This window comes from Cetobacterium sp. 2G large (assembly GCF_014250655.1).
Classification (GTDB): Bacteria; Fusobacteriota; Fusobacteriia; order Fusobacteriales; family Fusobacteriaceae; genus Cetobacterium_A; species Cetobacterium_A somerae.
In genome coordinates this window covers 88171-100489 of record NZ_JACHTH010000007.1, presented here as the reverse complement: position 1 = coordinate 100489, position 12319 = coordinate 88171, and the positions used below count along the sequence as shown (strand labels likewise).

General features: G+C 29.9%; 11 protein-coding genes. All 11 read right to left on the bottom strand.

What is annotated here, in order from left to right; all coding sequences use genetic code 11:
• Positions 1-5: 5 nt before the first annotated feature.
• A complete protein-coding gene (gene ftcD, locus H5J23_RS11160) occupies positions 6-902 on the bottom strand; it encodes a glutamate formimidoyltransferase (protein ID WP_185892276.1) in 897 nt (298 codons plus the stop codon).
• A 12-nt stretch (positions 903-914) separates the two neighbouring features.
• Positions 915-2447 (bottom strand): histidine ammonia-lyase, encoded by a 1533-nt coding sequence (hutH, locus tag H5J23_RS11155; protein WP_185892274.1) that lies wholly within the window; start codon positions 2445-2447, stop codon positions 915-917.
• Between the two features lie 18 nt (positions 2448-2465).
• Entirely contained in the window at positions 2466-3764 is a 1299-nt protein-coding gene (locus tag H5J23_RS11150) for a Na+/H+ antiporter family protein (protein ID WP_023050381.1), read from the bottom strand.
• A 172-nt stretch (positions 3765-3936) separates the two neighbouring features.
• On the bottom strand, positions 3937-5124 hold the full coding sequence (gene hydF / locus H5J23_RS11145; RefSeq protein WP_185892272.1) for a [FeFe] hydrogenase H-cluster maturation GTPase HydF: 1188 nt from the start codon (positions 5122-5124) through the stop codon (positions 3937-3939).
• Positions 5125-5133: 9 nt separating this feature from the next.
• Positions 5134-6525 (bottom strand): [FeFe] hydrogenase H-cluster radical SAM maturase HydG, encoded by a 1392-nt coding sequence (gene hydG, locus H5J23_RS11140; RefSeq protein ID WP_023050383.1) that lies wholly within the window; start codon positions 6523-6525, stop codon positions 5134-5136.
• Positions 6510-7556 (bottom strand): [FeFe] hydrogenase H-cluster radical SAM maturase HydE, encoded by a 1047-nt coding sequence (gene hydE, locus H5J23_RS11135; RefSeq protein ID WP_023050384.1) that lies wholly within the window; start codon positions 7554-7556, stop codon positions 6510-6512. Before hydE ends, hydG begins: the two co-directional genes overlap by 16 nt.
• 75 nt (positions 7557-7631) lie before the next feature.
• Complete coding sequence (gene asnA, locus H5J23_RS11130; RefSeq protein ID WP_040406937.1) at positions 7632-8615, bottom strand: aspartate--ammonia ligase; 984 nt, start codon at positions 8613-8615, stop codon at positions 7632-7634.
• Positions 8616-8967: 352 nt separating this feature from the next.
• Positions 8968-9684 (bottom strand): HAD family phosphatase, encoded by a 717-nt coding sequence (locus H5J23_RS11125; RefSeq protein ID WP_023052291.1) that lies wholly within the window; start codon positions 9682-9684, stop codon positions 8968-8970.
• A 25-nt stretch (positions 9685-9709) separates the two neighbouring features.
• Positions 9710-10522 carry a purine-nucleoside phosphorylase gene (locus H5J23_RS11120; protein WP_023052290.1) on the bottom strand — a complete coding sequence of 271 codons (813 nt, stop codon included), beginning with the start codon at positions 10520-10522 and terminating at the stop codon, positions 9710-9712.
• Positions 10523-10587: 65 nt separating this feature from the next.
• Positions 10588-11544, bottom strand: a complete 957-nt coding sequence (locus H5J23_RS11115) for a nitronate monooxygenase (protein WP_023052289.1) — start codon at positions 11542-11544, stop codon at positions 10588-10590.
• Between the two features lie 17 nt (positions 11545-11561).
• On the bottom strand, positions 11562-12311 hold the full coding sequence (locus tag H5J23_RS11110) for a phosphatase (RefSeq protein WP_185892270.1): 750 nt from the start codon (positions 12309-12311) through the stop codon (positions 11562-11564).
• Positions 12312-12319 lie beyond the last annotated feature (8 nt).

Sequence of the window (12319 nt, the reverse complement as noted above, 5' to 3'; positions counted from 1 at the left end):
AAATTCTACTTTAATAACTCATTCTCTATTATTTTATCTATTTTAAACCCATCTAATCCTAAATAATATTCTATTGAATCAGATAAAGCCTCCATTGGAACAGCTCCTATTATTTCACTTCCAAGAACATTAACTCCGTATCTTTTTGCTTCCATTTTTACAGTTTCAAATACTCTATAAATAGGATTTTTCTTGTAATCTTTTATATTCATCGTTACTTGAACAATTCCTTTTTCTTTCATCTCAGCTGGTCCAGCCTGAATAAATCTAAATCCACCACTTGAAAATCTTATAGCCTTAGATATCTCTTTCGCTATATTTATATCTGTTGTATCTAAATTTATATTAAAAGCTATTAGAGGCATCCTTCCTCCTACTGCAGTTACTCCTGCTGTTGGATGAGGAGTTCTCTCTCCAAAATCTGGTTTCCATTCTTCTAACTTTAATTTTTCTTTCATTCCTTCGAATTCACCTTTTCTAATAGATGGTAACGAAACTCTATTAGGTGCTGTAGCTGATTCCTCATATAAAAATACTGGTACTTTAAACTTTTCCCATATTTTTTCACCTACAATTTTTGAAAGTTCTACACATTCAACCATTGTCATATCTTTTATTGGAATAAATGGAATAACATCTGTTGCTCCCATTCTTAAATGCTCTCCTTTTTGAACATTCATATCTATTAATTCTGTAGCTATTCCAACTGATTCAACTACTGCTGCCACAATATCTTCTGGTTCTCCTATTACAGTAATTACAGTTCTATTATAATCAGCGTCTGGTTCACATCCCATAAACTTTATATTTTTATTATTCTTAAAAGGTGCTGCTATTTTTTCTATTTTCTCTAAATCTTTTCCTTCACTATAATTTGGAACACATTGAACTAACTTCTTCATTTTTACCCCCAACTATATTTTTAATTTGCCCACATTCTCTTCTACTTTTTCCACTATCTTATTAGTTTTAATTAGTTCTTCTACTTTTTCTATATCAATATACATAACTCTATCTTTATCATAATATTCGACTATTTCTCTCACTAATGTATGGGCTTCATTTGTTCCTTTACCTAATCTTTTTACATCTCTCAAATCAATACCTTGACATGCTGCTAAAATTTCCATTGCAATTACTTTTCTAACATTTCCTAAAATTTCATTGGCTTTTCTAGCAGCTATAGTTCCCATAGATACATGATCCTCTTGATTAGCTGAAGATGGTATTGAATCAACAGATGCAGGATGAGCTAAAACCTTATTTTCTGAAACCAAAGAAGCTGCACTATATTGAACAATCATAAATCCTGAGTTAACTCCTCCATTTTCAACTAAAAATGCTGGTAATCCATTATTTAAAGATGGATTAACTAATCTTTCTAATCTTCTTTCAGATATATTAGCCATTTCTGCTAAAGCTATTCCTAAAAAATCGAAAGGTAATGCCATCGGTTGTCCATGAAAATTTCCTCCAGATAATACTTCACTTTCTGTTGGGAAAATTATAGGATTATCTGTAACTGCATTCATTTCAATCTCAACTTTATCTCTTATATAGTTTAAAGCATCTTTACTTGCTCCGTGAACTTGAGGTGTACATCTAAGTGCATATGGATCTTGTACTCTCAGCTCTCCTTGCTTTGTTATTGATGTACTATTTTTTAAGATTTTATTTACATTTTTAGCTGTATTAATTTGTCCTAAATGTCCTCTAACTTCCTGAATTCTTGGATCAAAAGCGCAAATAATTCCATTTAAAGCTTCCATGGATAAACTTGCTGCTACATCTAAATGCTTCATTAAATTTATTGCATCATACACTGTATGTGCTCCTACAGATGTCATTACCTGCGTTCCATTAATAAGAGCTAGCCCTTCCTTAGAAGATAAACTCTTAATAGACTTAATCTTTGCTTTTTTTAAGGCTTCTTCTCCAGTATATAATTCTCCTTTATAGTAAGCCTTTCCTAATCCTAACATAACTAAAACCATATGAGATAATGGTGCTAAATCTCCTGATGCACCTAGTGATCCTTTTTCTGGTATATATGGAGTTACACCTTTATTTATCATTTCCACTAATAAATCTAAAACTTTTTGACGTATTCCTGAATGACCTTGAATCAAATTATTTACTCTTAAAAGCATTATTCCTCTAACTTGATCTATTGGTAATGGGTTTCCTACACCACATGCATGGCTTATTATTAAATTTCGTTGTAAAGTTGCAGTTTCCTCTTTGGAAATTATACTATCTGAAAATTTTCCAAATCCTGTTGTTATTCCATAAGATATTTTTCCTTCCTCTACATAATCATCAACTAATTTTCTAGCTATAGCAACCTTTTCTTTAGCTTCCTCTGAAATTTTTACCTCGTACCCATTTCTTGTAACATTAATTAAATCCTCTAAAGTTAGTTTTTTGTTTCCTATTAGTAGTTCCAAATCAATCCTGCCTCCTTTTTAGAATAATACTCCACCAATAACACCTGCTATTATAAGAGGAATGTTATAGTGTATAAATGTTGGAATACAAGTATCCCTTATATGATCATGCTGTCCGTCAGCATTTAATCCAGCTGTTGGTCCTAATGTTGAGTCTGATGCAGGGGATCCTGCGTCTCCTAAAGCTCCTGCACATGCTATTAAGACAATAGTTCCTAATGGAGATATTCCTAACTCTATACATAAAGGAACGTATATAGCTGCTAAAATTGGAATTGTACCAAAAGATGTTCCTATTCCCATAGTTACAAAAAGTCCAACTAATAGCATCACAAATGACCCCATTAATTTACTTCCACCTACAACACCTACAACACCTTGTACTAAAGGTGCTATTGCCCCAGTCTCTCTGATAACACTTCCATATCCTGCTGCAACCAGCATAATAAATGCTATCAATCCCATAATTCCAATTCCACCACTTATTAATCCATCTATTTCATTCCATCTAATAACTTTTGTAGCTAACATAAATCCTATTGCCACAATAGCTCCTAAAGGAAGTGATCCTGTATAAAGTTGTATACCAAAAGCTATAATTGCTGATATTAAAGTATACCAATGCTTAAGTTCCATTTTTTCTGGAATATCTTCATGTACTCCACCTATTGATAATTCTTTATAATCTCTTGGTTTACTGTAACTTATAAATACAGCTATTAACAATCCAGCTAACATAGCAATTCCTAAAATCCAAGTTGCTTTCCAAACTTGGCTTAACTCTATATTCATACCATTACTAACAATTTGATCTCTAATTATTCCATGGAAAATTAATCCAAATCCTACAGGAAGAACTATATACGGCATTTTTAATCCAAATGTCAGAGAACATGCCATAGCTCTTCTATCCATTTTTAATTCATCCATTAATTTCAATAAAGGTGGAATTAATATTGGAATAAAAGCTATATGAACAGGAATTAAATTTTGAGAAAAACAAGCTATTACAGCAATAATTAATGCTAATATCCATTTTTTTCCACTAACAACTTTAGATATTTTCTTAGATAAAAGAGCAGCTACTCCTGTACTATTGATTGCTACAGCTAATGTACCTAAAAGAATATAGCTAAGTGCTGTTTCAGAGTTACCTCCCATTCCACCTATTAAAGTTTTCATAGTTTCGTTTATACCTATTCCTGAAGTTGCCCCTGCTACCAAAGCTGCCACTAATATTGCTAGAATTACATTTAATTTTAATAAACTTAGTACAATCATAGTAGTAACTGATAATATCACTGGATTAAAAATCATATGGCCCTCCCTTTACTTTTTTATTTTCTTAAGTGGTACTTATATTACCTCACAGATATTTTGAAGTCAATAGCTATATATAAATTTATTTATATTAATAGTTTAAATAAAAAAGCCATAAGATTAATTTTTTTAAATTAATTTTATGGCTTTTTATTTTTATAAATATTTTTTATTTAAAAATCTCTAAAGATTTATCTAAAATTCCAGTTACCTCAGCTATAACTAATCCATAATTTGTTATTGGAACATTTAATGACATTGATTCATCTATTCTACTTTGCATATGTTTTTTATTTATCATACAAGCTCCACAGTGAATAACTAAAGCATATTTTGATAAGTCTTCTGGGAAATCTTTTCCTCCTACAAAAGTAAATTCAATCTCTTTTCCAGTATAATTTTTTACAAGTTTTGGAATTTTTACTCTACCAATATCTTCATGAGAAGTATTGTGAGTACAAGTTTCTGCAATTAATATCTTATCTCCATGATTTAAAGATTTAAGTTTTTTTACACCTCTAACTAAATCATTTAAATCTCCTTTTTGTCTAGCAAAAAGTATTGAAAAACTTGTTAACTTAACTCTATTATTTAAAATTTTATCAACATTTTTAAAGGCTTGAGAATCTGTTACAACTAAATCAATGTCTTTAATATCCTCTAAAGCACTTTCTAATTCAGTATCTCTTACCACATAACTTTTTATTCCATGGTCAAGACACTCTCTTATAAGTTGGACTTGAGGTAGTATCAGTCTTCCTTTAGGAGCTTCAGAATCTACAGGTACAACCATTAAAACTTTTCCATTATAAGGAACCAAATCTCCTAAAAGTTTTGGTTCCTCTTTTTCTTTAATTATCTCTTTTAAAATATTTTCTTTTAACATTAAAATAGAATCTCTATTTTTTGTTGAAGCAAATATTGCTCTTGGAAATATCTTTTTTATAACATCTTTTTCATTTTCAGTTAAAAGATCATCTTTATTTATAACAAATAAAAATGGTATATTATATTTTTTAAATTGAATTTCCTGATCTTTGTAGAATGCCATATCAATCTTCGTTGCATCCATAACTAAAATGGCAAAATCAGTTCGTTTTAATTCCTCTAAAGTTTTTTTCACTCTTAACTTTCCAAGAGGTGTATTATCCTCTAGTCCAGCAGTATCTATGAATAATACTGGTCCAAATGGTAAAAATTCCATAGCTTTTACTACAGAATCAGTTGTAGTTCCTTCAATTTCTGAAACTATCGCTATATTTTGCTCTGTAATAGCATTTAAAAGAGATGATTTTCCAGAGTTAGTTTTTCCAAAAATCCCTATATGTAATCTATTTGAATTTGGGGTATTTTTCATAATTTCCTCCTAAAGATACAAATCTCTCTCTCCATTTTTTATTTTTTCTAATTTTTCTAAAGTTAATATTTTAATATCTTCTCTTTTTATATTTTCTATCTCTCTTGCTATAACTTTTTCAACTTTTTCTGTTAATTCTAAATCTCCATAATCCATAGCATATTCCATTAAAGTCAATAATGCATTTGGCGAGCAAACATTTTGAATATTTCCACTTTTAGCTAATTGCATAAATCTATCCCCTGTTCTTCCCATTCTATAGCATGCTGTACAATAACTTGGTATGCAATCTTGATCTAAAAGTTCTTTTAATACCTCTAAAGGTGTTCTGTGATCAGCTAATTCAAATTGTGTCTGAGTTTTACCTTCTTCTCTGTCTGTATATCCTCCAACATCAGCAGAAGAACCTGCACTTATTTGAGAAATTCCATATTTTATTAACTCTCTTCTTAACTCAGCAGTTTCTCTCGTTGAAAGAATCATTCCAGTAAATGGAACAGCTAATCTTATTATAGCCACAATATTTCTAAATGTATCATCATCTATTTGATGAGGATATTCATCTAAACTCATTCCCTCAGCTTTTTTTATTCTAGGTACAGATATTGTATGGAAGCCCACTCCGTAATGCTTTTCTAAATATTCATTATGCATCATTAACGCTATAATTTCATATTTATAATCTGCTAATCCAAAAAGAACTCCTGCACCAACATCATCTATTCCACCTTCCATTGCTCTATTAAAAGCAGTTAAATGATATTCATAATCTCCTTTTAGAGATTTAGGATGAACTCTCTCATAGGTTGGCTTATGATATGTTTCTTGAAATAAAATATATGTCCCTATTTCAGCATCTTTTAATTTTTTATAATTTTCAACTGTTGTTGCTGCAATATTTACATTTATTCTTCTTATAGAACCATTTTCAAATTTAGTTGTATAAACTGCATCAATAGCTTCTAGCACATAATCAATAGGTACATTTACAGGATCTTCTCCTAATTCTAAAGCAAGTCTTTTATGTCCCATTTTCTCCAATAATTTAACTTCATTTTGAATTTGTTCTCTAGTTAGTTTTTTTCTTGGGAATTTATTATCTCTTTTATATCCGCAGTATGTACAGTTATTTACACAATAATCACTTACATAAAGAGGTGCAAAAACAACTATTCTATTTCCATAAATCGATTTTTTTAACTCTCCTGCAATTTCATAAAGTCTTTTCTTTTGATTTTCATCTTTTATCTGTAAAAGAGATGCAACCTCTTTATGTGTTAATCCCTCTTTATTACTGGCTTTATCTAATATTCTATCTATCTCTTTATAATCTGTTATTTTAGATTCTTCTAATAATTTTTCTATATACTCTTGATCAATAAAATTTATTTTCTTTTCCATCTGACATTATCTCCTCTTGTTAGTACTGGCTGAAAACCAGCTTCTAAAATGCTATTTTCAATCTTTAGTTTCTCTTCTGCCGATTCTTTACCTAAAAAGACTTTTCCATTGTATAAAGCATATTTTTTTCTGCATTCCATTGGAGAAAGATTTGGCATAATTACATTAGCTCCTGCTTTAAATCCTTTCTCTCTTCCCTTAGGATCTATTGTTCCCAAAGCAGTTGTTGCTGGTAATAATACATCTGGTAAAAGAAGCCTTATTATTGCAAGTAAAGTAATTGTATCGTAAGCAGTTCCTCCATTTTCATTTTTCAAAGGAGTATCTTCATGTGGAATAAATGGTCCTATTCCTACCATATGTGGTTTAAGTTTTTTTAAAAAAATTAAATCTTTAGCATAATCTGTTAGTTTTAAACCTGGTAATCCTATTAAAAATCCACTTCCCACTTGATATCCGATTTCTTTAAGATATTCTAAACATTTTTTTCTATTATCTAAAGACATATTTGGATGAAGCTCTTTATAAAGTTTCTCATTTACTGTTTCATGTCTCAATAAATATCTATCTGCTCCTGCTTCATATAATCTTTTAAAAGATTCTTCTCCTCTTTCTCCAAGAGAAAGAGTAATAGCTATGTCTGAGTATTTACCTTTTAAAGTTTTTATTATACTTTCTAAAAGCTCATCAGAAAAATAACTATCTTCTCCACCTTGAAAAACAAAGGTTCTGTATCCTAATGAATAACCTCTATAACAACACTCTAAGATTTCTTCTTTAGATAATCTATATCTACTAGCTTTTTTATTAGAAGCTCTAATACCACAATAAAAACAATCACATTTGCATATATTAGAAATTTCTATTAATCCTCTAAAAAAAACAGTATTTCCATAATATTGTTTTCTTACCTCATATGCTTTATCTATTAAATAATCTCTATCTTCTTCTGTTAGATTAGTAAGTAACACTTCTAACTCTTCTTGTGATAAATCATTTTTAATAGATAATTTATCTATTAAATACCTCATCCTTCACCTCCAAAAGTATATAACACACCAATTATATACCCTTTTTGTCCAGAAAGACAAGTTTATTTTTACTTTTTATAATAATGGAATATTTTTAGCTTTACACTCTTCTATTACTTCTTGTGGCCATAAAGAAGCCTGAACTTCACCAATATGTAATTTATCTAAGAAAAATAGACATAATCTTGATTGCCCAATTCCACCACCTATTGTGTACGGTAACTCTCCTGCTAAAAGTTTTTTATGGAACTCTAACTCTTTTCTTCCCTCAGCTCCTGCTATCTCTAACTGTTTAGCTAACGATTCCTCTGATACACGAATTCCCATTGATGATAGTTCCAAACCTATTTTTAATGGTTCATAATATACAATTATATCTCCATTTAAATCCCAATCATCATAATCTGGTGCTCTTCCATCATGTTTCTCTCCTGATTCTAAAACTTTTCCTATTTCACTTATAAATATTGCTCCATATCTTTTTGCATGTTCATGTTCTCTCTCTTTTGGAGTTAATTCTGGATAAAGTTTTTCTAACTCTTGAGATGTTATAAATGTTATCTCTTCAGGTAATTTCTTTGAAAGTTGAGGGTAAATATTTCTAATATAACTTTCTGTATCTTTTAATGAACTATATATTTTTTTTACAGTTTCTTGTAAAGTTTCAGTTGTTCTATCATCCTTTTCTAAAACTTTTTCCCAGTCCCATTGATCTACATAATAAGAATGAATTGGACTTAAATCTTCATCTCTTCTGATTGCGTTCATATCTGTATAAAGACCTTTTCCAGAGTCAAAACCATATTTGTGAAGAGCCATTCTTTTCCATTTTGCTAAAGAGTGAACTATTACTGCATCTTGTTTACACTTTGTATCAAAAGCTACTGCTCTTTCGATACCGTTTAAATCATCATTTAAACCACTTTCAGGTGTTACGAATAAAGGTGCTGAAACTCTTGTTAAATCAAGTTTTTTAGCTAAATCTCTTTCAAAGAAATCCTTTACTTCTTTAATTGCAATCTCTGTTTCCATGATATCTAACTTTGTCTTATACATAATACTACCTCCAATTTTTTTATAAAAATAAAAAACTCTTAACATCTCCATTAGCGGAAATAGTTAAGAGTTCTAATTTAATATTATATAATACACCTACTTAAAGATGCACCTAAATAAATTTACTTTAAACAAATAAATCTACCTAATTAAATTTAAATTCTTTTTTATTTCGAGATAACGGAAATTATTCATCACAAATTTCAATAAATTATTATTGTTATTATTGTTATTATTATTACAATTATAATTATTATTATTGAAATTTATAGACATAACTTCCTCCTCTTTTTAAAAATTTATTTTTATTATTGGACTAATAATAAAACTTTTTTGTAAAATTGTCAAGTTTTTTTTATAAAATTTCTACATCTGCTGAAACTTTATAGATAACATCTTTTCTTTCTACAAATATTTCAGTTTTATTTTTTAAATTTTCTTCTGTTTTTATTTTTAATAACAACTCTCTTGATGGATTTATAGCTCTAGGATGTCCTACAAGATTAAGCATACTATAATCACCATTAGTATCTCCATATGCGTAACTTTCTGATAAATCAATATCATATTTTTCACAAAAATTATTTATTGCTATCATTTTATTTTTTGAATCCCACATTGGAGAAATATCTCCTGAAAGTTTTCCATCTTCAAAATGGTATATCGATCCACAATAATCATCTGCTCCCCATTTTTTAGCCATTCTTGAAACTAAAAAATCTGGGCTTCCAGAAATAAAAATTACTTTATGTCCTTGTTCCTTATGCCATTTTATCATGTCTCTTGTAAATTTATATACTCTATTTCCTTTTAACTCTAACACTTGATCTGAAATAAAATCATTGTATTGAAGAGATAATCCTTTTATAGCATCAACATATGTAGTAGTTATCTCTTCTAGATATTTATCATAATCTCCTACTCTTTCATCCCATTTTTTAAAAGCATCCTTTACCTTTAATTCATATTCTCTAATATCAAGTAGCTCGTACTTTATAAGTTTTTTAAAATGCTCTGTTAATAGTGAATTTCTGTAAATTGTTCCATCAATATCAAAAAATGCTGCTTTCATACTTTATACCTCCTATGAGTTATTATTACAACTCTTTTACTGTTTCAGCAATCCATTTACAGAATCTCTCTCCTGTTTGGTTTGCTATTTCTACAACCTCTTCATGTGAATGTGGTTTAGTAGCTATTCCTGTAGCCATATTAGTTATACAAGATATTCCTAATATTTTAATCCCTAAGTAATTAGCCACTATTGACTCTGGAACTGTAGACATTCCAACAGCTGATGCTCCCATTGTCATCATCATTTTTACTTCTGCCGCTGTTTCATATGTTGGACCTGAAGATCCTAAGTATACTCCCTCTTCGAATTCAATATTAAGTTTACTAGCTACATTTTTAGCTTTTTCAATTAAAGCTTTACTATACGTTTCAGACATATCTGGGAATCTTGGTCCAAATCTTTCATCATTTGATCCAATTAATGGATTTGTTCCAAAAAAGTTTATATGATCATTAATTATCATTAACGTTCCTGGCTTAAAATCTCTATTTGCTCCACCAGCTGCATTACTTACAATCATTGTCTCTATTCCAAATTTCTTAAACACATATTGAGGATATGTAACTTCTTTCATATTATACCCTTCATAGTAATGAAATCTTCCTTTCATTACTAAAACTTCAACATTATTTATTGTACCAAAAACTAATTCTCCTGCATGTCCTGCAACTGTTGAAACAGGAAAATTTGGTATATCTTTATAAGGTATTACAACTTTATTTTCAACATATTCCACTAATCCACCTAGTCCAGATCCTAAAATTATAGCTATTTTAGGTCTATTTGTCACCTTAGAATTTAAAAACTCTACAGTCTCCATTACTTTATTATACATAATATTTTCTCCCCTTATTTTTTAGATAAAAAGGGTAGATCTCTCCACCCTTGTGTTTTTTCCTATTAGAAAGCTATCTTTGAGAATGTTTCATCTAGTCTTACTTTTTCTTCTTTTAGTTCTTTCATTAATTTATCTACAATCTCTTGGCAACTTAAAGCTTCTTTAACTAATCCAGCAACTTGTCCTGACATAACACTTCCATTCTCTATATCTCCATCTACAACTGCCAATCTTAGTTTTCCTTTTCCTAAATCTTCAATCTCCTCTTTCGGAGCTCCTTTTACTTCTAATTCTAATATTGCTTTAGCAAATTTATTATTTAATACTCTTACAGGATGTCCTGTATAATTTCCTGTTGTAACTGTTGATCTATCCTTAGCTTTTAATACTAAGTTTTTATAATTTTCATGAACATCACACTCATGAGCAACTATAAATATCGTTCCAACTTGAATAGCCTCTCCTCCTAAAGCTAAAGCTGCTAAAAATTGCTCTCCACTTGCAATTCCTCCTGCAACTATAACAGGAATTGAAACCTCTCTAGCTACTTGAGTTGCTAAAGACATAGTTGTAATTTCTCCAATATGTCCTCCTGCTTCTAATCCTTCTGCAACTACCGCATCTGCACCTATTCTCTCCATTCTTTTTGCTAAAGCTACTGATGCTACTACTGGTATAACTTTTATTCCAGCTGCTTTTAATTTTTCCATATATATTCCTGGATTTCCTGCACCTGTTGTTACAACTTTAACACCTTCTTCTATACAAACATCTATTTGCTCTGCAACACTTTCCATCATTAACATTAAGTTAACTCCAAAAGGATTATCTGTAATAGATTTTGCCTTTTTAATCTCTTGTCTTAAAACTTCTGGCGGCATTCCTCCACCAGCAATTATACCTAATCCTCCAGCTTTAGATACATGTCCTGCCAAATTTCCATTTGATATCCATGCCATTGCTCCCTGGATAATTGGATATTTAATTCCTAATAATTCACAAATTCTATTTTTTTGCATCTTCTTTCCTCCCAAAATTAAGAGTTTACCTCTTTGGTTCTCAACTCTTGTCTCAGCTTTAAAAATTTATCAAAAGTTTCTCTCGAACTATTTATTATTAATTCTTCTGGATAATCAACTTCTTCCAAAAGTTCAATTGCCCTTTGAAACTCTCCTATGTGACCTGAATAATGAGCATCTGTTCCTAAAGCTATGTAGCATCTCTCTTTTTTAGCTAGTTCTAACATTTTTTTACAATTTTTCTTTGAACCAACTCTTGTAATTGTTCCTAAAGAGGTGTTATTAACTTCTAACGCCACGTTATTTTCTTTAGCTGCCTTCACTATTTTTTCATAGTCTACTGGAAAAATTGGATTTCCCAGATGCACTATTATATCAGCTTTTTGCTTTTTTATCAAACTCAATATAGCTTGTGTATTTTTCTCGATATCATCTATGTTTCCATATTCATCTACAACATGGAATCCTGCTAAAATTAACTCCATATTTTCATAAATTTTTTGATTTATATCTAACTTTCCATTTTCATTTAAAATATTAGCCTCTACACCTTTTATAACTCTTACCCCTTCTATTTCCTTTGGTAAAATAGCAATATTAACAAGATGCCACCAATGTGGAGTATCTTGCAAAGCTGGTCCATGATTAGTTATTGCGATAACTTCCATTCCTTTTTTAGAAGCTGCACCTATATTTTCTTCTAATGTACTAAATGCATGAGGATTCACATTTGTATGAATATGTAAATCAATCTTATAATTTTTCATAGTTGATC

What these genes read in the sequence shown, in the direction of transcription:
- ftcD (WP_185892276.1), bottom strand. Translation starts at nt 902, where the DNA reads ATGAAGAAGTTAGTTCAATGTGTTCCAAATTATAGTGAAGGAAAAGAT.
- H5J23_RS11150 (WP_023050381.1), bottom strand. Translation starts at nt 3,764, where the DNA reads ATGATTTTTAATCCAGTGATATTATCAGTTACTACTATGATTGTACTA.
- hydF (WP_185892272.1), bottom strand. Translation starts at nt 5,124, where the DNA reads ATGAAAAATACCCCAAATTCAAATAGATTACATATAGGGATTTTTGGA.
- hydG (WP_023050383.1), bottom strand. Translation starts at nt 6,525, where the DNA reads ATGGAAAAGAAAATAAATTTTATTGATCAAGAGTATATAGAAAAATTA.
- hydE (WP_023050384.1), bottom strand. Translation starts at nt 7,556, where the DNA reads ATGAGGTATTTAATAGATAAATTATCTATTAAAAATGATTTATCACAA.
- H5J23_RS11125 (WP_023052291.1), bottom strand. Translation starts at nt 9,684, where the DNA reads ATGAAAGCAGCATTTTTTGATATTGATGGAACAATTTACAGAAATTCA.
- H5J23_RS11120 (WP_023052290.1), bottom strand. Translation starts at nt 10,522, where the DNA reads ATGTATAATAAAGTAATGGAGACTGTAGAGTTTTTAAATTCTAAGGTG.
- H5J23_RS11115 (WP_023052289.1), bottom strand. Translation starts at nt 11,544, where the DNA reads ATGCAAAAAAATAGAATTTGTGAATTATTAGGAATTAAATATCCAATT.
- H5J23_RS11110 (WP_185892270.1), bottom strand. Translation starts at nt 12,311, where the DNA reads ATGAAAAATTATAAGATTGATTTACATATTCATACAAATGTGAATCCT.